Annotated in this window: 27 protein-coding genes; 15 read left to right on the top strand and 12 right to left on the bottom strand. The window is 67.2% G+C overall.

What is annotated here, in order from left to right:
- Window positions 1-570, bottom strand: a complete 570-nt coding sequence (locus tag N5D91_RS21740; RefSeq protein ID WP_110711917.1) for a response regulator transcription factor — start codon at window positions 568-570, stop codon at window positions 1-3.
- Window positions 567-1,793: an ATP-binding protein gene (locus tag N5D91_RS21735; protein ID WP_119007669.1), complete on the bottom strand. Its 1,227-nt coding sequence runs from the start codon at window positions 1,791-1,793 to the stop codon at window positions 567-569. Before N5D91_RS21735 ends, N5D91_RS21740 begins: the two co-directional genes overlap by 4 nt.
- Before the next feature lie 114 nt (window positions 1,794-1,907).
- On the opposite strand from N5D91_RS21735, the gene ispG reads away from it, so the two are divergent.
- The 3 genes from ispG to N5D91_RS21720 all read left to right on the top strand — a co-directional run bounded on the left by ispG (window position 1,908) and on the right by N5D91_RS21720 (window position 4,751).
- Window positions 1,908-3,173, top strand: coding sequence for a flavodoxin-dependent (E)-4-hydroxy-3-methylbut-2-enyl-diphosphate synthase (ispG, locus tag N5D91_RS21730; protein ID WP_087922229.1), 1,266 nt, complete (start codon window positions 1,908-1,910; stop codon window positions 3,171-3,173).
- Window positions 3,154-3,903 (top strand): phosphatase PAP2 family protein, encoded by a 750-nt coding sequence (locus tag N5D91_RS21725; RefSeq protein WP_110711919.1) that lies wholly within the window; start codon window positions 3,154-3,156, stop codon window positions 3,901-3,903. Before ispG ends, N5D91_RS21725 begins: the two co-directional genes overlap by 20 nt.
- A gap of 200 nt (window positions 3,904-4,103) precedes the next feature.
- Window positions 4,104-4,751, top strand: a complete 648-nt coding sequence (locus N5D91_RS21720) for a response regulator (RefSeq protein ID WP_004153112.1) — start codon at window positions 4,104-4,106, stop codon at window positions 4,749-4,751.
- A 330-nt stretch (window positions 4,752-5,081) separates the two neighbouring features.
- On the opposite strand, the gene eda is transcribed toward N5D91_RS21720, so the two are convergent.
- From eda to zwf, 5 genes are all read right to left on the bottom strand, one after another.
- Entirely contained in the window at window positions 5,082-5,741 is a 660-nt protein-coding gene (gene eda / locus N5D91_RS21715; protein ID WP_110711920.1) for a bifunctional 4-hydroxy-2-oxoglutarate aldolase/2-dehydro-3-deoxy-phosphogluconate aldolase, read from the bottom strand.
- Between the two features lie 237 nt (window positions 5,742-5,978).
- Window positions 5,979-7,895: a phosphogluconate dehydratase gene (gene edd, locus N5D91_RS21710; RefSeq protein WP_014036797.1), complete on the bottom strand. Its 1,917-nt coding sequence runs from the start codon at window positions 7,893-7,895 to the stop codon at window positions 5,979-5,981.
- Window positions 7,896-7,953: 58 nt separating this feature from the next.
- Window positions 7,954-8,679 (bottom strand): 6-phosphogluconolactonase, encoded by a 726-nt coding sequence (pgl, locus tag N5D91_RS21705; RefSeq protein ID WP_110711923.1) that lies wholly within the window; start codon window positions 8,677-8,679, stop codon window positions 7,954-7,956.
- A complete protein-coding gene (glk, locus tag N5D91_RS21700) occupies window positions 8,676-9,683 on the bottom strand; it encodes a glucokinase (protein ID WP_110711924.1) in 1,008 nt (335 codons plus the stop codon). Before glk ends, pgl begins: the two co-directional genes overlap by 4 nt.
- The gene (gene zwf / locus N5D91_RS21695) at window positions 9,680-11,116 is read right to left on the bottom strand and encodes a glucose-6-phosphate dehydrogenase (RefSeq protein ID WP_010484333.1); all 1,437 of its coding nucleotides are present in this window, start codon (window positions 11,114-11,116) and stop codon (window positions 9,680-9,682) included. Before zwf ends, glk begins: the two co-directional genes overlap by 4 nt.
- A gap of 352 nt (window positions 11,117-11,468) precedes the next feature.
- On the opposite strand from zwf, the gene ugpC reads away from it, so the two are divergent.
- Window positions 11,469-12,551 carry a sn-glycerol-3-phosphate ABC transporter ATP-binding protein UgpC gene (gene ugpC, locus N5D91_RS21690; RefSeq protein WP_153855131.1) on the top strand — a complete coding sequence of 361 codons (1,083 nt, stop codon included), beginning with the start codon at window positions 11,469-11,471 and terminating at the stop codon, window positions 12,549-12,551.
- A gap of 87 nt (window positions 12,552-12,638) precedes the next feature.
- Here the strand turns inward: ugpC and N5D91_RS21685 are convergent, their stop codons facing one another.
- Window positions 12,639-13,514: a folate-binding protein YgfZ gene (locus N5D91_RS21685; RefSeq protein WP_164162809.1), complete on the bottom strand. Its 876-nt coding sequence runs from the start codon at window positions 13,512-13,514 to the stop codon at window positions 12,639-12,641.
- A 39-nt stretch (window positions 13,515-13,553) separates the two neighbouring features.
- On the opposite strand from N5D91_RS21685, the gene N5D91_RS21680 reads away from it, so the two are divergent.
- From N5D91_RS21680 to N5D91_RS21635, 10 genes are all read left to right on the top strand, one after another.
- On the top strand, window positions 13,554-13,724 hold the full coding sequence (locus N5D91_RS21680; RefSeq protein ID WP_005409075.1) for a DUF1674 domain-containing protein: 171 nt from the start codon (window positions 13,554-13,556) through the stop codon (window positions 13,722-13,724).
- A gap of 56 nt (window positions 13,725-13,780) precedes the next feature.
- The gene (sdhC, locus tag N5D91_RS21675; protein WP_024958620.1) at window positions 13,781-14,173 is read left to right on the top strand and encodes a succinate dehydrogenase, cytochrome b556 subunit; all 393 of its coding nucleotides are present in this window, start codon (window positions 13,781-13,783) and stop codon (window positions 14,171-14,173) included.
- Window positions 14,170-14,556, top strand: a complete 387-nt coding sequence (sdhD, locus tag N5D91_RS21670) for a succinate dehydrogenase, hydrophobic membrane anchor protein (protein ID WP_024958619.1) — start codon at window positions 14,170-14,172, stop codon at window positions 14,554-14,556. The genes sdhC and sdhD overlap by 4 nt, the downstream gene beginning before the upstream one ends.
- 31 nt (window positions 14,557-14,587) lie before the next feature.
- A complete protein-coding gene (gene sdhA / locus N5D91_RS21665) occupies window positions 14,588-16,378 on the top strand; it encodes a succinate dehydrogenase flavoprotein subunit (RefSeq protein ID WP_049445482.1) in 1,791 nt (596 codons plus the stop codon).
- A gap of 66 nt (window positions 16,379-16,444) precedes the next feature.
- Entirely contained in the window at window positions 16,445-17,230 is a 786-nt protein-coding gene (locus N5D91_RS21660; protein ID WP_005409079.1) for a succinate dehydrogenase iron-sulfur subunit, read from the top strand.
- Between the two features lie 98 nt (window positions 17,231-17,328).
- Window positions 17,329-17,577, top strand: a complete 249-nt coding sequence (locus N5D91_RS21655) for a succinate dehydrogenase assembly factor 2 (RefSeq protein WP_005409080.1) — start codon at window positions 17,329-17,331, stop codon at window positions 17,575-17,577.
- Window positions 17,528-17,977, top strand: coding sequence for a hypothetical protein (locus tag N5D91_RS21650; protein ID WP_180854934.1), 450 nt, complete (start codon window positions 17,528-17,530; stop codon window positions 17,975-17,977). The genes N5D91_RS21655 and N5D91_RS21650 overlap by 50 nt, the downstream gene beginning before the upstream one ends.
- A gap of 23 nt (window positions 17,978-18,000) precedes the next feature.
- Window positions 18,001-19,242 (top strand): lipoprotein-releasing ABC transporter permease subunit, encoded by a 1,242-nt coding sequence (locus N5D91_RS21645; RefSeq protein ID WP_014036805.1) that lies wholly within the window; start codon window positions 18,001-18,003, stop codon window positions 19,240-19,242.
- Window positions 19,235-19,948: a lipoprotein-releasing ABC transporter ATP-binding protein LolD gene (gene lolD, locus N5D91_RS21640; protein WP_014036806.1), complete on the top strand. Its 714-nt coding sequence runs from the start codon at window positions 19,235-19,237 to the stop codon at window positions 19,946-19,948. The genes N5D91_RS21645 and lolD overlap by 8 nt, the downstream gene beginning before the upstream one ends.
- Window positions 19,949-20,152: 204 nt before the next feature.
- Window positions 20,153-20,602, top strand: a complete 450-nt coding sequence (locus tag N5D91_RS21635) for a DUF6491 family protein (RefSeq protein WP_180854935.1) — start codon at window positions 20,153-20,155, stop codon at window positions 20,600-20,602.
- A gap of 74 nt (window positions 20,603-20,676) precedes the next feature.
- Here N5D91_RS21635 and N5D91_RS21630 read toward each other — a convergent pair whose 3' ends face one another.
- From N5D91_RS21630 to ftsY, 3 genes are all read right to left on the bottom strand, one after another.
- Window positions 20,677-20,946 carry an oxidative damage protection protein gene (locus N5D91_RS21630; protein ID WP_004153160.1) on the bottom strand — a complete coding sequence of 90 codons (270 nt, stop codon included), beginning with the start codon at window positions 20,944-20,946 and terminating at the stop codon, window positions 20,677-20,679.
- Window positions 20,947-20,951: 5 nt separating this feature from the next.
- Window positions 20,952-22,076 carry an A/G-specific adenine glycosylase gene (gene mutY, locus N5D91_RS21625; protein ID WP_180854936.1) on the bottom strand — a complete coding sequence of 375 codons (1,125 nt, stop codon included), beginning with the start codon at window positions 22,074-22,076 and terminating at the stop codon, window positions 20,952-20,954.
- A gap of 82 nt (window positions 22,077-22,158) precedes the next feature.
- Window positions 22,159-23,496: a signal recognition particle-docking protein FtsY gene (gene ftsY, locus N5D91_RS21620; protein WP_180854937.1), complete on the bottom strand. Its 1,338-nt coding sequence runs from the start codon at window positions 23,494-23,496 to the stop codon at window positions 22,159-22,161.
- A gap of 129 nt (window positions 23,497-23,625) precedes the next feature.
- On the opposite strand from ftsY, the gene N5D91_RS21615 reads away from it, so the two are divergent.
- On the top strand, window positions 23,626-23,925 hold the full coding sequence (locus N5D91_RS21615) for a hypothetical protein (protein ID WP_180854938.1): 300 nt from the start codon (window positions 23,626-23,628) through the stop codon (window positions 23,923-23,925).
- 258 nt (window positions 23,926-24,183) lie between these two features.
- Here N5D91_RS21615 and htpG read toward each other — a convergent pair whose 3' ends face one another.
- The gene (gene htpG / locus N5D91_RS21610) at window positions 24,184-26,073 is read right to left on the bottom strand and encodes a molecular chaperone HtpG (protein ID WP_180854939.1); all 1,890 of its coding nucleotides are present in this window, start codon (window positions 26,071-26,073) and stop codon (window positions 24,184-24,186) included.
- Between the last annotated feature and the right edge of the window lie 202 nt (window positions 26,074-26,275).

The raw sequence follows: 26,275 nt of genomic DNA, 5'->3' as shown, positions 1-26,275 counted from the left end.
TCATCGGCTCGGGTCGCGCTCCGGGCTCGGCCGCTTGGCCAGCTTGCGCTGTAGTGAGCGCCGGTGCATGCCGAGCAGGCGCGCGGCCGCCGACACATTGCCACCGGTCTCGTGCATCGCCTGCTGGATGTGTTCCCACTGCAGGCGGCTGATCGGCGTCATCGCATCGGGCACTTCCATTTCGCCATCGTCGGCCGGGCCGTCGTCTTCCTCGCCGAGGGCGCGCAGGATCATCGGCACCGTGGCCGGCTTCGGCAGGTAGTCATCGGCGCCGAGCTTGATCGCCTCCACGGCGGTGGCGATGCTGGCGTAGCCGGTCACCAGCAGGATCCGCATGTCCGCGCGCAGGGCGCGCAATGGCTGGATCAGGGACAGGCCGGAATCGCTGCCCAGCTTCAGGTCGATCAGGGCGAACGCCGGCGGATGCTGCCGGGCCAGCGCCAGTGCGCTGGCGGCATCCTGTGCGGTCTGGGTTTCAAGTCCCTTGCGCGCCAGGCTGCGCTGCAGGGTACGCAGGTACAGCTCGTCGTCGTCGACCAGCAGGCCAAGGGTGGAGTGATGCAGGCTCATGGGGTGTCCTCGCGTGGGGCCAGCGGCAGGCGGAAGCCGACGCGGCTGCCGGCCCCCTGGGCCGGGCGCATCCACATCTCGCCGTCGAGGCGTTCGATGGTGGCATGGGACAGGGCCAGGCCGACGCCCATGCCCTCGCTCTTGCTGCTGCCGAACAGCTTGCCCGGCAGCACGGCGGCACGGGCGTCGAAGCCATGGCCGTAGTCGCGGACTTCGCCGATCAGGTCGTCGCCTTCGATGCGCAGGTCCAGGTCCACGCGTGGCCGGCCGGCCTTCTCGCCGGCATCGGCGGCATTGTTGAGCAGGACCATCAGCAGATGGCCCACGCCCGGGTCGAGTGGCAGCCGCAGCGGCGCATCGTCGTTGCGGTGCAGGTCGATGGTCGGCCGCACCAGGCGCCATTGCTCCAGCACCTGCTGGGCGCTGGAGTGGCTGCGGCCCGGTGCGTCGGCCGAGGCCGGAGCAGCCAGCGCCAGCACGCGCTCCCGGCACTGCACCAGCAGCTCGCGCAGAGTTTCCATGTCCTCGCGCACTTCCGGCTCTTCGCTGCGCTCGGCGACATCGTCGGCGAGCAGGGTCATGGTCGCCAGCGGCGTGTTCAGTTCATGCGCCACCGAGGCGGCATGGGTGGCCAGCGCGACGATGCCCTCGTTGCGGGCGAAGCGCTCGCGCAGGGCCGACAATTCCAGTTCGCGCTCCCGCAGGGCCAGCGCCAGCCGGGTGGAGAAGGCCAGTACCACCGCGGCGGAAATCAGGAAATTGGCGACCACGCCCCAGCGGTTGAGGTCCTGCGCGCGGAAATAACCGTCCGGCAATGGCTGCCCGAAGATGCCGCTGGCGGCGTAGCCGAGCAGGCAGGCCAGCGCCACCGCCAGTGCCCAGCGCAGGGGCAGGGCGAACGCGGCCAGCGCGATCAGGATCAGGAACAGCGAGCTGAACGGGTTGGCCATGCCGCCGCTCCAGCCGACCATCCAGGTCAGGATGATCACGTCCACCAGGATGTGGCCGAACGCGGTCAGCGGTGCGGTATCGGCCGCTTCCGGACGCAACTGGGTATAGATGTTGAACAGGGTCAGCACCGCCACGCCGGCCCACAGCGGCAGCTGCGGCAACGGCAGGCCCAGCACCCAGGTGGCAACCAGGATGGTGGCGGCCTGGCCGCCTACGGCAAGCCAGCGCAGGCTGCACAGGGTACGGAGAAACGGGGCGTCGGGACCGGTCATTCACGCTCATCGTATGCGTTCACGGGCGGGCGTGCCTGCGACAATAGGCCGCAGCCGTGCCGCCGGCTGAATGCGAGTCACCCGGAATGCGGGGGCGGGCGGTAGAATGCGCCCATGCACGACGCCGTCACCCGCCCGACTCCTCCCTCCGATGCCACCTCCTGGCCCCGCCGCCAGACCCATGCCGTCCAGATCGGCGGGGTCACCGTAGGCGGAGGCAAGCCGGTGGTGGTGCAGTCGATGACCAACACTGACACGTCCGACGTGGCCTCCAGCGTGAAGCAGGTGGCCGAGCTGTGGCGGGCCGGTTCGGAAATGGTGCGCTTGACCGTCAACACCGTTGAAGCCGCTGCGGCGATCCCGCGCATCGTCGACAAGCTGGCGATGATGGGCATCGACGTGCCGCTGATCGGCGACTTCCATTACAACGGCCACCAGCTGCTGACCGCCGAACCGGCGTGTGCTGAAGCGCTGGCCAAATACCGCATCAATCCGGGCAACGTCGGCTTCGGCAAGAAGAAGGACCTGCAGTTCGCGCAGTTGATCGAGTTCGCGATCCGCTACAACAAGCCGGTACGCATCGGCGCCAACTGGGGCTCGCTGGACCAGGCCCTGGCCGCGAAGCTGATGGACGAGAACAACCTGCGCGAACAGCCCTGGGATGCCGGTCGCGTGCTGCGCGAGGCGCTGATCCGTTCGGCGCTGGATTCGGCCGAGCAGGCGGTGGAGCTTGGCCTGCCGCGCGATCGCATCGTGCTGTCGGCCAAGGTCAGTGGCGTGCAGGAACTGATCGCGGTGTACCGCGACCTGGCCCAGCGTTCGGACTTCGCCCTGCACCTGGGCCTGACCGAGGCCGGTATCGGCAGCAAGGGCATCGTTGCCTCGTCGGCGGCACTGAGCGTGCTGCTGCAGGAAGGCATCGGTGACACCATCCGCATCTCGCTGACCCCGGAACCGGGCCAGTCGCGCACGCAGGAAGTGATCGTCGCCCAGGAACTGCTGCAGACCACCGGCCAGCGCGCCTTCACGCCGCTGGTCACGGCCTGCCCGGGCTGCGGTCGCACCACCTCCGAGTTCTTCCAGGAGCTGGCCAAGGTGGTACAGAACCATGTGCGCGAGAAGATGCCGCTGTGGAAGATCCACCACCCGGGTGCGGAGAACATGACCCTGGCGGTGATGGGCTGCATCGTCAATGGGCCGGGTGAGTCGCGGCACGCCAATATCGGTATTTCGTTGCCGGGCACCGGTGAAACCCCGGCCGCGCCCGTGTTCGTCGATGGCGAGAAGAAGGTGACCCTGCGTGGCGAGAACATCGCCCAGGAGTTCGTCGCCCTGATCGACGATTACGTCGAACACAAATATGTCCGAAGCGCCGGATAAGCCCGCGATCCTCGCTGCGCCGGAGTCCGCCTCCGGTTTCCGCCACTGGATGGCGCGCAATGCCTGGCGCCTGCTGCTGCTGTTCGGTGGCGTGCTGCTGCCGCTGGCCGGTTTCGTCGCCTTGGCCGACGAAGTGCACGAGTTTGAATCGTTCCATTTCGACGCGCCCCTGCTGTGGCAGATGCATGGCCTGCATTCGCCGCTGCTCGACCGCTTCTTCGTGCTCATTTCCAGACTGGGCTACGAATGGTTCCTGATTCCGGCCGATGTGCTGATCATCGGCGCGCTGCTGGGCTACCGGCGTTGGCGCGAGGCGACCTTCGTGGCGGTCAGCTTCGTCGGCTCGGCGCTGCTGAACATGGGCAGCAAGCACTTCTTCCAGCGCCAGCGCCCCAGCCTGTGGGAATCGATTGCGCCGGAGTCGACGTTCAGCTTCCCGAGCGGCCATGCGATGGGCTCGATGACCCTGGCGGTGACCCTGGTGCTGCTGGCCTGGAACACCCGCTGGCGCTGGCCGGTGCTGCTGCTCGCACCGGCGTTCAGCCTGCTGGTCAGCGTGTCCCGGGTCTACCTGGGGGTGCATTACCCCTCCGATATCCTGGCCGGATGGTGTGCCGCGCTGGTTTGGGTGGTAGGGTGCTATCTGGTCATGTTCAGTCGCCGGCACCCTTGGCGACGTCACGGCTCGCCGCCAGCGAAGGCCAGCGAAGCATCATCACAGGGGGTTTGACGTGGATGGCCCTTCGGGGACGTCTACGTGATAGATCAGTTGTTTCGTTGCAGCAGGTTCTGCAAGACAGGGGGCAAGCACAACGCGTCGTACTGTGATGCGCAAGGCAGATCGCCGGCGCTGCATTACGGGCGCGCTTGCAGGGTATCGGCACCCTGCCTAGCTTGACCTGCAATGGCCGCATTCGAAGAGGTACATGAATGACGATTCGAGTCTACCTGGTGGATGACCACGCACTGGTCCGCACCGGGATGAAGATGATTCTGTCGGGGGAAACCGACATCGAGGTGGTGGGCGAAGCCGAGACCGGTGAAGATGCGCTGCGCGAAGTGCGCCAGCTGCTGCCGGACGTGGTGCTGTGCGATCTGCACCTGCCGGGCGTGAGCGGCATGGAAGTGACCGAGCGCATCGTCCGCAGCCACCGCAATACCCGCGTGGTGATCGTGTCGGTGCTGGAAGATGGCCCGCTGCCGAAGCGGCTGCTCGAGGCTGGCGCCGCCGGTTACATCGGCAAGGGCTGCGATGCGCAGGAGTTGTTGCGCGCGGTGCGTGACGTGGCCGGTGGCCGTCGCTACCTGGGCACCAGCATCGCGCAGAACCTGGCGCTGTCGACGGTGGAAGGCAACGGTTCGCCGTTCGACAGCCTGTCCCCGCGCGAGCTGGAAGTGGCGTTGCTGCTGACCCAGGGCCTGCGCCAGGAAGACATCGCACGGCGGCTGAGCCTGAGTGCGAAGACGGTGAACACGCACAAGGCGCGGTTGTTCGAGAAGATGGGGATCCACGACAACATCGCGCTGGCGCGGATGGCCAGCCAGTACGGGCTGGTGGATCCGGCGCGGCCGCTGTAAGGGTTTCGGCCAACGGCTGAGCCCCTCGCGGTGTGCGGTAGGATTCGTCGGATTGGCCCTGCGGAGGGATTGCGCAGGGGGCGCCATGAATCCATCCCTGGAGGCTCGGGCGCGCCATCCATGGCGCTTACGCCCCTGCGCAATCCCTCTGCAGGGCCACGGACAGTTTCCGTGCGCCGCCACCGCGGAATGAAGAAGGAACAGCAGGAGCGGGTCGCGCGCTGTGCGTGCTCGTTGCCCGGGGTCGGATCCATTTCCCGGTGGGAAAGGGCTCTGACCCCTGATGATGCCGGAGCCGAGCGTGGGCTCGGCTCTACACCTTTGTCGGGCTCAGTGGCCGCGCACGCGCTTGATGATCTTCGCGGCGTCAGCGGCGCTGGCGCGCACCTTGTCCCATGCGCCGTCGGCGATCCAGTTGCCCGGCACCATCCACGAACCGCCGATGCAGACCACGTTCTTCTGCTCGAGGTACTCAGCGGCGGTGTTTTCGGTGATGCCACCGGTCGGGCACAGCTTGAGGTCGGCGACCGGGCCGGCCAGGCCCTTGATCATCGCCAGCCCACCCACGGCCGTGGCCGGGAACAGCTTGCACACGCGGAAGCCACGCGCATACAGCGACAGCAGCTCGGTCGGCGTTGCTGCACCCGGCACCACCGGCAGCGGCGCAGCGGCCAATGCATCGGCCAGCGCCGGCGGCGTGCCCGGTGTCACCAGGAAGTCCGCGCCCGCATCGATCGACTGCTGCATCTGCTCCACGGTCAGCACCGTGCCCGCACCCACCACCACGTCCGGCAGCTCGCGCTTGAGCATCGCCAGCGCTTCCATCGCCACCGGCGTACGCAGCGTCAGCTCGATCGCCGGCAAACCACCTTCCAGCAGCGCCGCGCTGACCGCACGCGCCTGGTCCAGCGTATGAATCGTCACCACCGGCAGGATGCCCGCCGCACGCAACAGCTCCGCCGCCTTCACCTGATGTTGTTCGATACCCATAGCTCTGCTTCTGCCTTTGCTTCTGCGTTTGAATTTGATTTTCAGTGATCACTTCGCGGCGCGAGGGCGCCGGGAAACTGTCCTGAGGCGGCGGGTAGCCCCCACCAGGACCGTGAGCGCCATGGATGGCGCGACCGAGCCCCCATGGATGGGTTTACGGCGTGTCCTGGTGGGGGCTACCCGCCGCCTCAACCAGGACACTCACCGCCAACGCACACCCGCAACGCTCTTCAACCCTCAGGCGTCCTTCGCCTCATGCGGCGCCGCCGCAGCCGCAGCATCGTGCCCCAGCTCATACTCCGCGTCGTACTCCCACGGCCCACCATCAGCCGCCGCCGGCCCGCACGAAATCGAAATCGCCCCCTGGTCGGCCGGGCCCACCACGCGACGGTTGATCGCGAACAGGTTGCGGCCCAGATCATGCGCGGCTGGCGCGGTGTTCGGCGCCAGCGGGCGCGCGGCCCATTCGGCCGCGTCCACCAGCACTTCCAGCGTGCCGGCCTCGCCATCGAGGCGGATCATGTCGCCCTCGCGCACCTTGGCCAGTGGACCGCCGCGCGCCGCTTCCGGCGTCACATGGATCGCCGCCGGAATCTTGCCCGAGGCACCGGACAGGCGGCCATCGGTGACCAGTGCCACGCGCCGGCCCTGGTTCTGCAGCAGGCCCAGCAGCGGCGCCAGCGAATGCAGTTCCGGCATGCCGTTCGCACGTGGGCCCTGGTAACGCACCACCGCCACGAAATGCTCGGGCAGCAGGCCACCGGCGTGCAGCTTGTTCAGCACCTGCGGCGCGTCGACCACCACCGCCGGTGCCTCGATCGTGCGGTACTGCGGCTTCACCGCCGACAGCTTGATCAGCGACTTGCCGAGGTTGCCGCGCAGCAGGCGCAGGCCGCCCTGGTGTTCGAACGGATTGTCGACGCCACGCACCACTTCGTCATCGGCGCTGTGTTCCAGGCCCGGCAGGTAGACCAGCTGGCCGTCGCGCAGCTGCGGCTCGCGCGCATAGTCGGCCATGCCGCCACGTGCCACGCTGACCAGGTCGCCATGCATCAGGCCCGCCTTGATCAGTTCGCCGAACACGAACGCCGGGCCACCGGCAGCGGCAAAGCGGTTCACGTCGGCATCGCCGTTCGGATAGACGCGCGCCAGCAGCGGAATCAGCTGCGACAGTTCGTCGAAGTCGTCCCAGGTCAGCACGATGCCGGCCGCACGCGCCACCGCGATCCAGTGGATGGTGTGATTGGTCGAACCGCCGGTAGCCATCAGCGCGATGACCGCGTTGATGATCGCGCGCTCGTCGATGATCCGGCCCAACGGGCGGAAGTCGTCGCCGAGTGCCGTGATGTCCAGCGCGCGCTCGGTCGCTTCGCGGGTCAGGGCGTCGCGCAACGGCGTGCCCGGATTGACGAACGATGCGCCCGGCAACTGCACGCCCATTGCTTCCAGCAGTACCTGGTTGGAATTGGCGGTGCCGTAGAAGGTGCAGGTGCCGGCGCCGTGGTACGAGGCGGACTCCGCTTCCAGCAGTTCTTCGCGGGTCGCTTCGCCGGCAGCGTAGCGCTCGCGCACTTCGGCCTTCTGCTTGTTCGGGATGCCCGGGGTCATCGGGCCGGCCGGCACGAACACCGCCGGCAGATGGCCGAAGGCCAGCGCACCGATCAGCAGGCCCGGCACGATCTTGTCGCACACACCGAGGTAGACGGTGGTGTCGAACATGTCATGGCTGAGCCCGATCGCGGTGGCCTGCGCGATCACATCGCGCGAGAACAGCGACAGTTCCATGCCGCCGCGGCCCTGGGTGACACCGTCGCACATCGCCGGCACGCCGCCTGCCACCTGTGCGGTGGCACCCAGCTCACGGGCGATCTCGCGGATCTGCTCGGGATAGGTCTCGAACGGCTGGTGCGCCGACAGCATGTCGTTGTAGGCGGTGATGATGCCGAGGTTCGGCGTCACGCCACCGCGCAGGCGGCTCTTGTCGGTGCCGCCGCAGGCGGCGAACCCGTGGGCGAGGTTGCCGCAGCTCAGGCGGCTGCGGAACGGGCCCTCACGCAGGGAGGCGTCGATCGCGGCCAGGTAGGCGGCACGCGAGGCGGCGCTGCGGCGGATGACACGCTCAGTGATGGCTTGCAGTTGCGGATGGAGGCTCATTGGCTACCGGCGTTCGTGGTGGCGAGAGGCAAGCGGCGGCACGGCGCCGCCGCCAACATCAATCAGCCCAGTGGACGCGCAGGCGCGCGCCTTCCAGGTTGATCGCATTGAGGATGGGGTACTGCTGGACGTCATTGCTGTCCAGCGCCTGGCGCAGTACCTGCAGCTTCTGCTTGCCGCGCAGCAGCAGCAGACGCTGGCGGCACTGGCGCAGGCCATGCGGGGTCAGGGTGATGCGCAGCGGCCACTGGTTCGCGCCCGGGCAGCCGGTGGCATCCAGCGCCGCGTAGGGCAGGGTGCTTTCCAGTGCGCGGGCCAGGTCCTTCGAGCCCGGGAACAGCGAGGCGGTGTGGCCGTCGTTGCCCATGCCCAGTGCCACCAGGCTCGGCGGCTGGCTGTGCTGGGCCTGCAGGTTGGCGGTGTACACGCATTCCGGCAGGGGCTTGCCGATGCGCACCAGCGGATCGAAATGCGCACCTTCGGCGCGCTTCAGCAGGTGTTCGCGCACCAGCCAGGCATTGCTGTCGCGATCCTGCGGCGACAGCCAGCGCTCGTCGGCCAGGCTCACTTCCACGCGGTCCCAGTGCACGTCCAGTTCGGCCAGCGCCTGGTAGACCGGTGCCGGCGTGGTGCCGCCAGACAACAGGATGCGGGCACGGCCCACTTCGTTGATGTCGTGGTTGAGGGTCTGCGCCATCTCGGCGGCCACCGCCTCGATCCAGCCATCGGCATCGCCGTGCTGAATGAACTCGATGCGGTCGTCGTGGAAGGTGGTGGGGCTCATGCGGCAACTCCAGGTGCGTCACGTTCGGCGTCGGCGGCGTAGGCGGCGGCGCCCAGTAGTCCGGCGTGGGGATGCATCACGGCCAACGAGGGCACCCGCGCCATGATCGAAGAGAAGCGGCCCTTGTGTTCGAAGCGCTGGCGGAAACCGGAGTGCTGCAGCGAATCGAGCATCTTCGGGGTCAGCCCGCCGGTCAGGAACACGCCGTCCCATGCACCCTGGGTCAGCACCAGGTCGCCTGCGATGGCGCCGAACACGGCACAGAACACATCCACGGTGCGCATCGCCTGCGGATCACCGTGCAGGGCACGCGCGGTCACGTCCACCGGCTGGAGTTGGCCCGGATCGATGCCGGCCATCTCGCATACCGCGCGATGGATGTTGACCAGGCCAGGGCCGCAGATCAGGCGCTCGTTGGAGACGCGGCCGAACTGTTCGGACAGGATCTCCAGGATGCGGATCTCCTCCGGGGTTCCCGGCGGGAAGCTGACATGGCCGCCTTCGGTTTCCAGCGGGTAGCAGCGGCCGTGGCGCAGGATCAGGCCGCCGACACCCAGCCCGGTACCCGGCCCGATCACCGCGTAGTTGCGCGGCTGGCCCGGCTTGCCCGGGACCCAGGCGGCGCCGCCGACCTGGACCACGTCTTCGGGCTGCAGTAGTGAAATCGCCATCGCCTGTGCGGCGAAGTCGTTGATCAGGTGCAGTTCGTTGAAGCCGAGCATGGCTGCAGTGCGGCTGCGCGAGATCACCCACGGGTGGTTGGTGATGCGCGCTTCGTCACCGTCGACGCGACCGGCCACCGCGAACACGCCGCGGCTGGCCGTGGCGCCGATCTGTTCCAGGTGGTGGCGCGCGGCATCACCCAGCGACGGGAACTCCGCCACCGCGTATTCGCGGATGCTGTCCTTCTGCAGCGGTGCGTCCTGCGAGGTGTCGGCCAGGGCGAAGCGGGCGTTGGTACCGCCGATGTCGGCGACCAGCACCGGCTGCGAGCTGGCACTCATGCCGACGCTCCGCTGTCCGGCGCGTCCACGCCCTGCGGCAGGAACTCGCCCGCATTGCTCGGGCCCCATTGGCCGGCCGGGTAGGGCTCCAGCGGCAGCTTGGCGTCCTTCCAGGCGTCGGCGACGCTGTCGATCCACGCCCAGGCGGCGCGCACTTCGTCATCGCGCACGAACAGCGTGTGGTTGCCGTTGAAGGCATCCAGGAACAGGCGTTCGTAAGCGATGCGGCGGTGCAGGCCGGTCGGCACCGACAATTCCAGTTCCAGCGGATGCAGTTCCAGTGCGCCCCATTCCGGGCCGGCCAGGCTGCTCATCAGGCCCAGTTCGATGTTTTCCTGCGGCTGCAGCTGGAATACCAGGCGGTTCGGTGCGGCCTGCGCGCGCTGCGGGCGCTCGAACAGCCAGTGGGTGACCGGCTTCAGCGTGACCACCACGCGCGTGGTGCGCTCGGGCAGGCGCTTGCCGGTGACCAGATGGAACGGCACGCCGCTCCAGCGCCAGTTGTCGATGTGCGCGGTGACACCGGCGAAGGTTTCCACGTCGCTGCCTTCCGGCGGCTGGTAGGCCTGGGCCGGCTGGCCGTTGATGGTACCGGCGGTGTAGCGGCCACGGATGCTGTCACGCGCGGCGTGCTTGGCATCGAGCGGGCGCAGGGCGCGCAGTACCTTGACCTTCTCGTCGCGGATGCGGTCGGCTTCCAGCGAGGCCGGCGGCTCCATCGCCACCATGCACAGCAGCTGCAGGATGTGGCTCTGCACCATGTCGCGCAGGGCGCCGGACCGGGCGTAGTAGGCGTCGCGGCCATCCACGCCTTCGCTCTCGGCCACCAGGATGTGCACCGATTCGATGTAGTTGCGGTTCCACACTGCTTCCAGCAGCGTGTTGCCGAAGCGCAGTGCGATCAGGTTCTGCACCGCGGCCTTGCCCAGGTAGTGGTCGAGGCGGAACACGCGGTCCTCGTCGATCCACTGGCCGATCGTGCTGATGATTTCCTCGGCGCTCTCGCTGTCGCTGCCGATCGGCTTCTCCAGCATCAGGCGTGCCGGTGCGGCGAGGGCGCCACCCTTGGCCAGGCCTTCGCAGGTGGAGATGTACAGGCCCGGCGGGATGGCCAGGTAGCTGACGCACTTGCGGTGCACCAGGTCGGAGACCGCGGCGGCAACCGAGTCGACGTCGCGCAGGTCCACCGAACGGTAGTCGATGCGGCGCAGCAGGGCGCTGATGTCGTCCTGCGTGGCCATCGGCATGGCCTGCTGCAGGCGCGGCCGCAGGATGTCATGGAAGGCTTCGGTGTCATGCCCGGACAGGGCCAGTGCACGGATGCGGAAGTCCTCCGGCAGCAGGCCGTCGCCAAGCAGGCGAAGCAGCGAAGGGAACAGGTAGCGCTGGGCCAGATCACCTGTGGCACCGAACAGGAAGAGGGTGTCGTGCATCGCTCGAGTTTCAGATCCGGGTGACATCGTTGTCAATCGCTTCATGGCTGGGTTCGGGGGACATCCGCGCAACTGCCTGTCCGAGGTTCGTCGGGAACGTTCTCCGGGGTAGCGGAAGACCGTTCCATTCGAAACCACTGCCTCGGCGGAACCTTCGTTCAACCGCCGACGCAGATCGGTGCGCACCGATCATCGGATAGTGCCACGTGAAAACGTTTACATGGCAGAATGGGCAACTGTATTCGATTGCAGTGCTCGCCGTCATGCGGCAGGCGCGCAATCATCACTGCCATCGGGAGGGCCGAGGCAGTCCCAAAAGACAGCCCGGCTTCGGGCGGACCGGATAGGTGATATGGCAAAAGTGCAGTTGCAGGGTGTGCGCAAGGTCTATGACAACGGCCAGGTCGCGGTGAAGGACGCCAGCTTCGAGGTCGCCGATGGCGAGCTGATGGTGCTGGTCGGACCGTCCGGCTGTGGCAAGTCGACCCTGCTGCGGATGGTGGCCGGCCTGGAGGAGATCAGTGGCGGCACGCTGACCATCGGTGACCGCGTGGTCAACGACGTGGCGCCGAAGGATCGCGACATCGCCATGGTGTTCCAGAGCTACGCGCTGTATCCGCACATGACCGTGGCCGAGAACCTGGCCTTCGGCCTGAAGCTGCGCGGGCATGACAAGGCGACCATCGACAAGCGCATCGCCGAAGCAGCGCAGACCCTGGGCCTGACCGAGATGATGGACAAGCTGCCCAAGGCGATGTCCGGTGGCCAGCGCCAGCGTGTTGCGCTGGGCCGTGCACTGGTGCGCGAGCCGGCGGTGTTCCTGCTGGACGAGCCGCTGTCCAACCTCGACGCCAAGCTGCGTCACAGCGTGCGCACCGAAATCGCGCAGCTGCACCGCAAGCTGGGCACCACCATGATCTACGTGACGCACGACCAGGTCGAAGCGATGACCCTGGGCCAGCGCATCGTGGTGCTGAAGGACGGCATCATCCAGCAGATCGATACGCCGATGGCGCTGTATGACCGCCCGGCCAATCTGTTCGTGGCCGGTTTCCTCGGCAGCCCGGCGATGAACGTGCTGCGTGGCACGCTGCAGGGCGATGCCGGTGGTGTGACCGTGGTCGACGGCGAATGGCGTGCACCGCTGGGCCAGGCCACGATCGATCCGGCGTGGCTGCAGAAGCCGATCGCGGTGGGCGTGCGCCCGGAGCACCTGCAACCGGCGGCCGCCGATGATGCGCATGCGTTCATCGCGCGCATCGAAGGCATCGAGCCGGTCGGCAACGAGATCTTCGTGAATCTGAGCAGTGGCCAGCACGCGCTGACCATGCGCGTGGCGCCGCAGTCGCTGCCGGCGGTGGGCGAGCAGATCCGCGTGGCGATCCACCCGCAGGGCCTGCATTTCTTCAACCCGGAAACCGGCGAGCGCCTGTAAGCGGTAGTGCCGGCCGCTGGCCGGCAACCTCAACCAGGCATGGTTGCCGGCCAGCGGCCGGCACTACCATTCCTTCATCCACCGGATTCAGCGCGCCAATCCATCCAGCAGCGGCATGCGCTGCGCGATGGCATCACCGACCTGCAGATCAGCGTCGCTGGCTTCCAGCGGCAGCACCGCCAGTGCCAGATCGCCGGCCACGCAGGCAATCGTGCCCAGCGCTGCGCCATCCTGCTGCACGCCATCGCCGGCCTGCGCCGGTGCCGCGGTATGCAGCAGCTGCACCGCGCGCTTGGCTTTGCCGAGGAAGTGGGTACGGGCGACGATTTCCTGGCCGGGATAGCAGCCCTTCTTCACGCTGTAACCGTTCAGGCGGTCCAACCCCAGCTGCTGCGGGGTCCACACTTCGCGCTGGCTTTCTTGCAGCCGGGGCAGGCCGTAGCGCAGGTCGGCCTGGCGCCAGGCCAGTGCGAAAGCGGCCTCATCGGCTTCACTGCCGGCGGCGAAGGCATCGGCGCTGCCAATGCGCAGGGTCCGCGGCAGGGCGTCGCTGCCCAGGTCCAGCTCCCAGCCGTCACCTGCGGTCTGCGCAATCGCGGCGCCACTGGCGGCCTCGGGTGCGGTGAACGCGCCGGCCACCGCCAGATCGCTGCGCACCTGCACCTTCACCTTTCGGCGGAACACGAAGCGCTGCAGTTGCGACGCAATCGCATCGGCATCGCCGTCGGCCAGCACCAGCATCACGTGGTCGTCCGCCAGTCGAAGCAGCTGGAACACCGCCAAAGTGCGGCCCTTGGCACTCAGCCAAGCGCTCCACTGCCAGTGCTGCAGGGGCAGGGCGGTGACATCGCTGCTGAACTGGGCGTGGGCAAAGACAGCCGCATCCGGGCCTTGCAGGCTCAGCAGCTGGTGGCCGGGCAGGCGCGGATATCCGACGAAAGCAGGGGGCAGGTTGTCAGGCACGTGAACGAGGTCTAAAATTTGTGCGTTGCGAGACCGAACATGATAGGCCAAACAACCCCCACTCCCGACGACGAATCTGAAGCCCCGCTGGTCCCCGCGGCACCCGTGCCCGTGGAACAGGAAAAAGCAGAGGAATTCGGCGGCCGCGGCGGACTTGATCCGGTGCGGTACGGCGATTGGGAGAAAAACGGACGCTGCATCGATTTCTGATCAGCATTGAGCCAACGCGGCCGCGTGCCGCCCAGCCGAGACAACGAGCCCAGCGAATGGCGACCAGACAACGCCCACTTTCCCCGCACCTTCAGGTGTATCGCTGGCAGATTCAGATGGCCACCTCGATCCTGCATCGAGCCACTGGCGTCTTTCTGTCTGTTGGTGCCCTCATCATCGCCGCCGGCCTGCTGGCCCTGATGATGGGGCCCGAGTCCTGGAACTGCTTCACCGGCCACGCCGGGGCCTGGTATGGCCGCGTGTTCCTGTTCGCGTGGACATGGTCGTTCGCCTATCACCTGTGCAATGGCATCCGCCATGTGGTGCAGGACTTCGCCATCGGCTTCAGCATCCCCGCCTTCATCCGCAGCAGCTGGCTGTCGGTCATCGGCAGTCTGGTGATCACCCTGCTGGTGTGGGCCTATGTGATGTTCGGAGGTGCCGCGTGAGCAAGTTCCGTACCCCGTTGAAGAGCGTGCGTGGCCTTGGCTCGGCCAAGACCGGCACCGAGCACTTCGTGCACCAGCGCCTGACCGCCGCCGCCCTGGTGGCGCTGGGCATCTGGTTCCTGGTCTTCGTGCTGAGCCTGCTGGGCTCGGACTACGCGACCGCCGCCGCCGCCGTGGCCAAGCCGTGGAACGCGGTGCCGCTGATCGGCCTGCTGATCGCCATGTTCTGGCACGCGCAGCTCGGCATGCAGGTCGTGCTGGAAGACTACATCCACGAATCGCTGCTGGCCCTGGTGCTGCAGACCGCGGTGAAGTTCGTCGCCGTGCTCGGCATGATCGTCAGTGTGTTTGCGGTGGGCCGCATCGCCCTCGGCGTTGCCTGAGCCCAGGCACCAACACAGGAATCCAGATTAGATGTCCGCTTACAAGATCACCGAACACAAGTACGACATGGTCGTGGTCGGCGCCGGCGGCGCCGGCCTGCGCGCCACGTTCGGCCTGGCCGCCAAGGGCCTGCAGACCGTGTGCCTGACCAAGGTCTTCCCGACCCGTTCGCACACCGTTGCCGCCCAGGGCGGTATCTCGGCCGCACTCGCCAACATGGGCGAGGACGACTGGCGCTACCACTTCTTCGACACCATCAAGGGTTCGGACTGGCTGGGCGACCAGGACGCCATCGAATACATGTGCCGTGAGGCCATCCCGGCCATCATCGAGCTCGAACACTACGGCGTGCCGTTCTCGCGCACCGCCGAAGGCAAGATCTACCAGCGTCCGTTCGGTGGCATGACCACCAAGTACGGCGAAGGCCCGGCGGCGCAGCGTACCTGCGCGGCGGCCGACCGTACCGGCCACGCGATGCTGCACACCCTGTACCAGCAGTCGCTGAAGCACGATGCGCGCTTCATGATCGAGTACTTCGCACTCGACCTGATCTTCGATGACGAAGGCGCCTGCCGCGGCGTGCTGGCCCTGGACATGTCCGACGGCACCCTGCACCTGTTCCGCGCCCAGGGCGTGGTGCTGGCCACCGGCGGTTACGGCCGTGCCTACTTCAGCGCCACCTCGGCGCACACCTGCACCGGCGACGGTGGCGGCCTGGCCATGCGTGCCGGCATCGCCATGCAGGACATGGAGTTCGTGCAGTTCCATCCGACCGGCATCTACGGTGCCGGCTGCCTGATCACCGAGGGTGTCCGCGGTGAAGGTGGCATCCTGCGCAACAGCAGCGGCGAGCGCTTCATGGAGCGCTACGCACCGCACTACAAGGACCTGGCCTCGCGCGACGTGGTCAGCCGTTCGATGACCATCGAGATCCGCGAAGGCCGCGGCGTCGGCGAGCACAAGGACCACATCCTGCTCGACCTGACCCACCTCGGCCCGGGCGTGATCGACGAGAAGCTGCCGGGCATCGCAGAAAGCGCCCGCATCTTCGCCGGCGTCGACGTGCACAAGCAGCCGATCCCGGTCATCCCGACCGTGCACTACAACATGGGTGGCATTCCGACCAACTATCACGGCGAAGTCGTGCGCAAGGTCGGCGACAACCCGGATGCCGTGGTGCCGGGCCTGTACGCCATCGGTGAAGCCGCCTGCGTGTCCGTGCACGGCGCCAACCGCCTGGGCTCGAACTCGCTGCTGGACCTGGTGGTGTTCGGTCGTGCGGTGGCCAACCGCTGCGCCGAGACCATCAAGCCGGGCGCTTCGCACAAGCCGCTGCCGGCCGATGCCTGCGACAAGGCGCTGGGCCTGCTGGACAAGCTGCGCCACGCCAACGGCGATACCCCGACCTCGGTCATCCGTGATCGCATGCAGCGCACCATGCAGGCCGACGCCGCCGTCTTCCGCACCAGCCAGACGTTGAAGGAAGGCTGCGAGAAGATGGACAAGATCTTCGACTCGTTCCAGGACGTGAAGGTCTCCGACCGTTCGCTGGTGTGGAACTCGGACCTGATCGAGACCTATGAGCTGAACAACCTGCTGCTCAACGCGGTGGCGACGATCAACTCGGCCGAACAGCGCAAGGAAAGCCGCGGCGCGCATGCGCACGAGGACTATCCGGACCGCGACGACGTCAACTGGCAGAAGCACACCCTGGTCAGCGTCGACGAGAAGGGCAAGTGCAGCTTCGACTACCGTCCGGTGCACATGTACACGTTGACCGACGACGTGTCCGTGGTGCCGCCGAAGCCGCGCGTGTACTGATCCGACCCCGCCTACCATGCAATCCGCGCCCACGGGCGCGGGCCGCCTGAGCCAACGAGAGCAGCCATGGCCGAGTTTTCACTCCCCAAGAATTCCAAGATCACGAAGGGCAAGCACTTCCCCGTCAAGAACGGCGGCAAGAACGTGCGCACCTTCAAGATCTACCGCTGGAGTCCGGACGACGACAGCAACCCGCGCACCGATACCTATGAAGTCGATCTGGACGCCTGTGGCCCGATGGTCCTGGACGCCCTGATCAAGATCAAGAACGAGATCGACCCGACCCTGACCTTCCGCCGCTCCTGCCGCGAAGGTATCTGCGGTTCGTGCGCGATGAACATCGACGGCACCAACACCCTGGCCTGCACCCGAGCCATCTCGGACTGCGGCAAGAAGGAAGTGCCGATCTACCCGCTGCCGCACATGAACGTGGTCAAGGATCTGGTTCCGGACCTGACCCACTTCTACGCGCAGTACGCGTCGATCAAGCCGTGGATCCGCACCCAGACCCCGGCACCGCCGGACCGTGAGCGCCTGCAGTCGCCGGAAGACCGCAAGAAGCTGGACGGCCTGTACGAGTGCATCCTGTGCGCCTGCTGCTCGACCAGCTGCCCGAGCTACTGGTGGAACGGCGAGCGTTACCTTGGCCCGGCGATCCTGCTGCAGGCCTACCGCTGGATCATCGACTCGCGTGATGAGGACACCGGTGCGCGCCTGGACGATCTGGAAGATCCGTTCAAGCTGTACCGCTGCCACACCATCATGAACTGCGCCAGGACCTGCCCGAAGGGCCTGAACCCGGCGCTGGCGATCGCCGAGATCAAGAAGCTGATGATGGAACGCCGCGCCTGATCAGGCCCGGCTGTACCCGGTAGAGCCACGCCATGCGTGGCTGTGCCACCCCAGCAGAGCCACGCCATGCGTGGCTTTGCTGTATCTGGAGAAACACGATGGAAGAAGATGTTCTGCTGAAGAAGCTGCGCTGGCGTTGCCGCCGCGGCATGCGTGAGCTGGACCAGCTGTTCGGCCGTTACCTGGACCACGAATGGAGCACTGCGCCGACCGAAGAGCGCGAGGTTTTCCTGTTCCTGCTCGACTGCGAGGACGATAAGTTGTGGCGCTGGTTCATGGGCTACGAGGCCTGCCCGCATGCGCACGCGATCCCCCTCATGCAGAAGATCCTCGCCCTCAAGCCTTGAGTGGCGCCCCTCAAGGCTGCAGGCCGCCGCCCAACTGGTGGTGCTGCTGGCCGCACCCTTGCTGCTGCGCGCATCGGACCTGCCTTCACGGCTGCTGATGCCCGCGGTGGTGCTGGCCTGGAGCGTCGGGTTGGCCGAACTGGCCTGGCGCCAGCGCAGGCCACGCGTGCAGGTGCTTCTGCCGATGCCGCCCGAGCCGCTGCAGGTGGCTGGGCAGGACGTCGATGCACCCCAGCTGGTCGTGCGTGGCCCATGGCTGTTGTTGCTCTGGCGTGAGGATCGGCGCCGCCGGCGTCTGCTGTTCTGGCCGGATGTGCTCGATTCCGGGCAGCGACGTGAACTGCGACTGGCCGTGGCCGCACGTGGCGTTTCCCGTAGGCCCCGGTCGATGGCACCATAAGCTGAATTGACCGGCGTGCCTGCATGTTCAAACCCATTCCCGTGGCCATTGGCCTGCGCTACCTGCGCGCCAAGCGCCGCAACGGCTTCATCTCCTTCATCTCGATGGCATCGATCCTGGGCATCGCGCTCGGCGTCACGGTGCTGATCACCACCCTGGCGGTGATGAGCGGTTTCCAGAAGGAAATCCGCAGCCGCCTGCTGCAGATGACCGCGCACACCACCATCAGCCGCGACGGCGAGCCGATGCCGGACTGGATGCGCGTGGTCGACATCGCCCGCAAGGACCCGCGCGTGGCGGGTGCCGCGCCGTACATCGAGATCCAGTCGATGATCAGCGGCCCGCGCGTGCAGGGTGCGATCATCCAGGGCATCGATCCGGCGCTGGAGCCGAAGGTGTCGGTGATCGACAAGAAGGTCACCAAGGGCAGCTATGACAGCCTCACGCCGGGCAGCTTCAACCTGCTGCTGGGCAAGGAGCTGGCGATCTGGCTGGGCGTCGATGTCGGTGACCAGGTGCTGGTGACCTTTGCCGAAGTGCAGGGCACGCCTGCCGGCGCCGTGCCGAGGATGAAACGCTTTACCGTCAGCGGCATCTTCGAGGCTGGCTACAACGAGGTCGACCGCGGCGTCGGCTTTGCCAACATGCAGGACCTGGAGCGCGTGCTGCGCAGCGACGGCGCCACCGGCGTGCGCCTGAAACTGCACGACATGGACCGCTCGCTGGAAGTGGGCGTGGACCTGGCGCAGAGCCTTGGTGGTGCGTACCGGGTGAGTGACTGGACCCAGCAGAACGCCAACCTCTACCACTCGCTGCGCATGGAGAAGGTGGTGATGGGCATCCTGCTGTCGCTGATCATCGCCATGGGCGCGTTCAACCTGGTGTCCTCGCAGGTGATGCTGGTCACCGACAAGCAGGCCGACATCGCCATCCTGCGCACGCTGGGCTTGACCCCGGGCGGGGTGATGCAGGTGTTCATGGTGCAGGGCTCGCTGATCGGCATCTTCGGCACGCTGGCCGGCCTGATCGGCGGCATCACCCTGACCCTCAACCTGGAACGCATCCTCGGCGCCATCGAAAGCGTGTTCAACGTCAAGCTGCTGCCGGAGGACGTCTACTACATCACCGGCCTGCCGACCGACATGCAGACCGGCGACGTGGTGGCGATCACCGTGGTCGCGCTGCTGATGAGCTTCCTGGCCACCCTGTATCCCGCCTGGCGGGCAGCACGCACCCAGCCGGCGGAGGCCCTGCGTTATGAATAAGGTCTTCAACCGCGGCGATGAAGTGATCCGTGCCGAAGCACTGGGCAAGACCTACGCCGAAGGGCGCATGCAGACCCCGGTGTTCGATGGCCTGGACCTGACCGTGACCGCCGGCGAAACGGTGGCGATCATCGGTGCTTCCGGTGCCGGCAAGAGCACGCTGCTGCACCTGCTGGGTGGCCTGGACATTCCGACCGCGGGTGAGGTTTACGTGACCGGCCAGCGCATGTCAGCGCTGTCGGACACCGCGCGTGGCCTGCTGCGCAACCAGGCGCTGGGCTTCGTCTACCAGTTCCACCACCTGCTGCCTGAGTTCACCGCGCTGGAAAACGTGATGATGCCGGTGCTGCTGGCCGGTACTGCAGTGGCCGAGGCGAGCAGCCGGGCCACCACGCTGCTGGAAGCGGTCGGCCTCGGTCATCGCCTGGACCACAAGCCGGGCGAGCTGTCCGGCGGCGAACGCCAGCGTGCCGCGGTGGCACGTGCGCTGGTCAATCATCCGGCCTGCGTGCTCGGCGACGAGCCGACCGGCAACCTGGATGACCGCACCGCGGGCACTGTGTTCGAGCTGATGCTGGAACTCAACCGTGCGCGTCATACCAGCCTGGTGCTGGTCACCCACGACCGCAGCCTGGCGCGGCGCCTGGACCGGGTGCTGGAGCTGCGCGAAGGGCGCCTGCACGCATTGGCCCACGCCGACGTCTGAGGCGCTGGGCCCGCTTTGGTAGAAGCCGACCTTGGTCGGCTGCTCTTGCAGGGCAAGCGCCAACCAAGGTTGGCGACTACCGGAATCCCGAGCCTTGGGCCTGCTTGGGGTGACCGCCGACCGGCTGCTGAATGGGGTACTGGCTTTCGCGCCGGCGTTGTCTGCGCAGGCGCATGATGGCGACAGTTCCCCGAGGAGATCGCCATGAAGACCCCGATCCTGATGGCCGGACTCTGCCTGGCGCTGGCCGCCTGCGCGACCACTGGCCGGCTCAGCTCTGCCGAGAAGCTTGACCTGTACCGCGCCCATGCCGGCGGGCCGCAGAACGACATGCAGTTCTTCGGCAGCCTCAATGGCTGGACCGAACTGGGTGACAGCGCACTGGCGGTGTGGACGCGTCCCAGCGAGGCCTATCTGCTGGAGCTGAGAGGCCCCTGCCAGGACCTGCCGTATGCCACCGCCATCGGCCTGACCAGCCAGATGAACCGTGTTTCGGCGCGTTTCGACAAGGTGCTGGTGCGCGACCCCACCGGCGGCCCGCGCATGCCGTGCTTCATCGACAGCATCCGCAAGCTGGACGTGAAGGCGCTACGCGCCTCCGAGCAGGAGCTGCGCCAGGCGCAGGTGCAGGAGCGCGAGGAAAGCACGAAGTAGCGTGGTAGTGCCGGCGGCTGGCCGGCATCGCGCAGATGCCAGGTTGCCGGCCAGCGGCCGGCATTACCTGTGTGTCAGGCTTCCGGGGTGAAGCCGGCTGGCTTTTCCGCGTCCTTCTCGAACAGGAACTTGACCAGTTCGCCTTCAAGGAACGCGCGATGCTCCGGCGTGCGCGGCGACAGGCGGTTCTCGTTGATCAGCATGGTCTGGTGCGCCAACCACGCAGCCCAGGCCTGCTTGCCGATGTTGTTGAAGATGCGCTGGCCCAGTTCGCCGGGGTAGGGCACGAAGTCCAGGCCCTCGGCATCGCGTTGTTCGTACTGGCAGAAGACGGTTCGGGACATGGCACTCACTCGTGGTTGCGGGATTTCTTGGAGGTTCGTTTCGGCGCCTTGATGGTGGCGCCGTCGAGCAGCTTGCGGATCGGTGCCGGCAGGCCCAGCGTGGGCAGCTCGTCGGCGGCAACCCAGCGCAGCGTGGGTTCTTCCACGCGCAGGCCGTGCACCTGCCGCGACAGTACCTGCAGATGCAGCCTGTAGTGGCTGAAGGTGTGCTGCAGTATTGGCAGCTCTTCGGCCTCTTCCAGCGAGCCGTCGACGTGCACGTCGAACCAGTCCTGCAACACGCTGCCGGCATCGGCCTGCGGCAGCGTCCACAGCTGCGCCCAGATGCCGGTGTCCGGCCGCTTCTGCAGCAGCACGCGCTGCTGGGGGTCGCGCAGCAGCAGGGCCACCGCTTCCCGTTCGGGCAGGGTCTTGCTGGGCTTGGGTGTCGGCAGTTCGGTGGTGCGGCCTTCGCGGCGCGCCACGCAGTCGTCCTGCAGCGGGCAGATCACGCAGGCGGGTCTGGCACGGCTGCACACCGTCGCGCCCAGGTCCATCTGCGCCTGGGTGTAGTCAGCCATGCGCCCATTCGGCACCTGCGCCACGTGCGCCTCGGCGATCGCCCACAGCTGCTTCTCGATGGCCGGCAGCCCGGGGAAACCCTCGATGCCGTGGTAACGGCTGAGCACCCGCTTGACGTTGCCATCGAGGATCGCGAACGGGTCGTTCCAGGCCTGGCTGAGGATCGCACCGGCGGTGCTGCGGCCGATGCCGGGCAGGGCATGCAATGCATCGAAATCACGCGGCAGGTCGCCGTCGTGCAGTTCCACGCAGCGCTTCGCAGCGGCATGCAGGTTGCGTGCGCGGGCGTAGTAGCCGAGCCCGGCCCACCGCGCCATCACCGCGTCGTTGCTGGCGGCGGCGAGGTCGGGCAAGGTCGGGAAGTGCTGCAGGAACCGCTGGAAATACGGGATGACCGTACTCACCTGGGTCTGCTGCAGCATGATTTCCGACAGCCAGACCCGATAGGGGCTGCGCGGGTGCTGCCAGGGCAGGTCGTGGCGGCCGTGGTCGTCGAACCAGTGCAGCAGGCGGGCGACGAAGTCGTCAGTCTGCGTGGTTCCGGCGCTGGCGTGCGGCTGGCGGGGCATTGGTGTTCCAGAGAGGCAGCCACCCGTGGGGTGACTCTACTGGATTGCAGTAGAGCCACGCCATGCGTGGCTGCACGGTGTATCAGGCGCCCAGCGCTTCGGGCAGCAGGGCGTCGACGAAAGCTTCCGGGTCGAACACGCGCAGGTCTTCCGGGCGCTCGCCGATGCCGGCGAAACGGATCGGAATGCCGAACTCGCGGGCCAGTGCGAACACCACGCCGCCCTTGGCGGTGCCGTCCAGCTTGGTCACTACCAGGCCGGTCACGTTCACTGCGGCATTGAACTGGCGCAGCTGCGACAGCGCGTTCTGGCCAGTGGTGCCGTCGATCACCATCAGCACTTCGTGCGGGGCGGTGGGGTCGATCTTGCCGAGCACACGGCGGATCTTGCCCAGCTCGTTCATCAGGCCGGACTGGGTGTGCAGGCGGCCGGCGGTGTCGGCGATCAGCACCGAGGTGCCGCGGGCCTTGCCGGCCTGCAGCGCGTCGAATGCCACCGAAGCGGCATCGGCGTTCTGCCCCTGCGCGACCACGGCCACGCCGTTGCGCTCGCCCCAGGCCTGCAGCTGGGCCACGGCGGCGGCGCGGAAGGTATCGCCGGCGGCCAGCATCAGGCTGTGGCCGTCATCCTTGAAGCGCTTGGCCAGCTTGCCGATGGTGGTGGTCTTGCCGACGCCGTTGACGCCGACGGTGAGCACCACGAAGGGCTTGGCGTTGCGGTCGATCACCAGCGGCTTGGCCACCGGCTGCAGGATTGCGATCAGCTCGGCGCGCAGCGCGGCCAGCAGCGCATTGGCGTCGGCGAACTCGCGCGACTTCATGCGCTTGCGCAGGCCCTCGACCAGGTCGGTGGTGGCGCCCACGCCGACGTCGGCGGTGATCAGTGCGGTTTCCAGCTCGTCCAGCAGGTCGTCGTCGAGCTTGGGGTTGCGCGAGAACAGGCCGCCGAAGCTGCGCGCGATGACGCTGTTGCGCAGGCGTTCGCGCCAGCCGGGCTTGCCGGCAGGCGCCGGAACGGCGTCGACCGAGGCGGCGGCAGGCAGGTCGTCGGAGACCGGTGCCGGGGTCGGTGCAGGAGCGGGTTCCGGCAGCGGCGCAGGCACCGGCTCGATGGCTGGGGCAGCGACAGGGGCGACGTCGATCTGCGTGATCGGGGCCGGGGCAATGGGTGCCGGGACGGCAGGGACCACCGGAGCGGGAGCCACCGGGGTGGGTTCGACCATTACCGGGGCGACCGCTGCCGCGGGCGGCTCAACGGGGGCAGGTGCGGCCGGCGCAGCTACCGGCGCGGGTTCCTTGTCCTCGACCGGCGCGGCCGACGGGAATGCCGCCGCCAGCTCTTCAGCCGAGTAGTGCTGGGTCTTGGGAGCCTCCGTTGCGGGGGCATCCTGGGGCTTCTTGCGGCGGAAAAAACTGAGCATTGGCAAAAGGCGCTGAAATCAGAGGGATATGCTACCACTCGGGCCTGTCGGGCCGATGTGGACTCAAGGTCGCGGCCCACCGGCCGTTATCCGGTCCGGAGGGCTGCGCGAGGCGGCCCGGAGGCCGCCATGAACAACGTGATGGGAATCGCCCTCAGCGGGATGCGTGCGGCCCAGCAGGGCGTGCAGGTGGCCGCGCACAACGTGGCCAACCTGGCGACCCCGGATGCCCAGCACCTGCAGTTGCAGCGCATTACCACCGAGCAGGGTGGGGTGCAGGCTTTGGTGACGCCCACCGGCGCCGATGCCGGCGCGCCGCTGGGTGATCTGTTGGCCGCAAAAGCCGAGGTCGTGGCCTTCGCCGCCAATGCCGCGGTGATCCGCCGCCAGGACCAGATGCTGGGTTCGCTGCTGGATCGCGAGGTCTGAGCCGCCCGGCTTGGGTGGGTGTCAACCTTGGTTGACACGCTCGACGCCCTGGTAGGTGCCAACCTTGGTTGGCACGCTCGACGCCCTCGGTAGGTGCCAACCTTGGTTGGCACGCTCGACGCCCTCGGTAGGTGCCAACCTTGGTTGGCACGCTTTTGGGGCGCCAACCAAGGTTGGCCTCTGCCAGGGCAGCAGTGCCAACCAAGGTTGGCACCTACCAGAGCATCGCCGGGCTATGCCCGGCGACCACCCTGTCGATCAGGCCGACAGCTCCAGCAGCAGCTTGTTCAGGCGCGCCACGTAGGCGCCCGGATCCTTCAGGCTGTCACCGGCGGCCAACGCAGCCTGGTCGAACAGCACCCGGCCGAGGTCGTCGAAACGCGCGCCATCGGCTTCGGCATCGAGCTTGGCGATCAGTGGGTGGCCCGGGTTGATCTCCAGCACCGGCTTGCTGTCCGGCACCTTCTGCCCGCTGGCTTCCAGGATCTGGCGCATCTGCAGGCCCAGGTCCTGTTCGCCGATGGCCAGCACCGCCGGCGAATCGGTCAGGCGGTGCGAGACGCGCACTTCGGCCACGTCGTCGCCCAGCACCGTCTTCAGGCGCTCGACCAGGCCCTGCTTGTCCTTGGCCGCCGCTTCCTGTTCCTGCTTGTCCGCTTCGGTTTCCAGCGCGCCCAGGTCGAGGTCGCCACGGGCGATGTCGACGAAGCCCTTGCCATCGAAATCGGTCAGGTAGCCCATCAGCCACTCATCGATGCGGTCGGTCAGCAGCAGCACTTCCACGCCCTTCTTGCGGAACACTTCCAGGTGCGGGCTGTTGCGCACCTGGCTATAGCTCTCGCCGGTCAGGTAGTAGATCTTGTCCTGGCCTTCGGTCATGCGGCCGAGGTAGTCGGCCAGCGACACGGTCTGCGCATCGCCGTCGCCACGGGTGGAGGCGAAGCGCAGCAGGCCGGCCACCTTCTCGCGGTTGTTGTAGTCCTCGGCCGGGCCTTCCTTCAGTACCTGGCCGAATTCCTTCCAGAACGTGGCGTACTGCTCCGGCTTGTCGGTGGCCAGCTTCTCCAGCATGTCCAGCGAGCGCTTGGTCAGCGCCGCCTTCATCGAATCGATGACCGGACCGGACTGCAGGATCTCGCGCGAGACGTTCAGCGACAGGTCGTTGGAATCGACCACGCCCTTGATGAAGCGCAGGTACAGCGGCAGGAACTGCTCGGCCTGGTCCATCACGAACACGCGCTGCACGTACAGCTTCAGGCCCTTGGGCGCATCGCGGTGGTACAGGTCGAACGGTGCGCGGCCGGGCACGTACAGCAGCGAGGTGTACTCCAGCTTGCCCTCGACCTTGTTGTGGCTCCACGCCAGCGGGTCGCTGTGATCGTGCGCGACGTGCTTGTAGAACTCGGTGTACTCGGCGTCGCTGATCTCGGTGCGCGGGCGGGTCCACAGCGCGCTGGCGCGGTTGACGGTCTCCCACTCACCGGCGGCGCCTTCTTCGCCCTCCTTCGGCATCTGGATCGGCAGGCCGATGTGGTCCGAGTACTTCTTGAGGATGCTGCGCAGGCGCCAGCCATCGGCGAAGTCGTGCTCGCCGTCCTTCAGGTGCAGCACGATGCGGGTGCCGCGCTCGGCCTTGTCGACGGTGGCGACGTCGAAATCGCCTTCGCCGCGCGAGGTCCAGCGCACGCCTTCGCCTGCAGCCAGGCCGGCGCGGCGCGAGGTCACTTCCACTTCGTCGGCGACGATGAAGGCGCTGTAGAAGCCGACGCCGAACTGGCCGATCAGCTGCGAATCCTTCTTCTGGTCGCCGGACAGCTGGCGCAGGAAGTCGCCGGTGCCGGACTTTGCAATCGTGCCGAGGTGGGCGATGGCTTCGGCGCGGCTCATGCCGATGCCGTTGTCTTCGATGGTGATGGTGTGGGCGGTGGGGTCGAAGCTGATGCGCACGCGCAGCTCGCTGTCGCCTTCCAGCAGGGCCGGCTGGGTCAAGGCCTCGAAACGCAGCTTGTCGGCGGCATCGGCGGCGTTGGAGACCAGCTCGCGGAGGAAGATTTCCTTGTTGGAGTACAGCGAGTGGATCATCAGCTGCAGCAGCTGCTTGACTTCGGTCTGGAAGCCAAGGGTTTCGGTCTGGGTGGTCTCGGTCATCGATAAGGCTCCGTGTGCAATGCCGCGCCAGCGCGTGCGGCCTCGCCAAGGGGTATGGCTGATTGTCCCGAAATCAAGGGGTTGTTCTGGCAGGGCTGCGCCCTGCACCCGCCGAGGCCAGAGCAGCAACAGCAACAGCAACAGCAACAGCAACAGCCACAGCCGGCTCTTGGCTGTCTGTTGGTTAGGCGGGGCGGTGTGG

Source organism: Stenotrophomonas sp. GD03794 (assembly GCF_029842145.1).
Taxonomy (GTDB): Bacteria; Pseudomonadota; Gammaproteobacteria; order Xanthomonadales; family Xanthomonadaceae; genus Stenotrophomonas; species Stenotrophomonas riyadhensis.
Note: the sequence above shows the minus strand (reverse complement) of the source record. Positions and strands in the feature narration are given on the sequence as shown.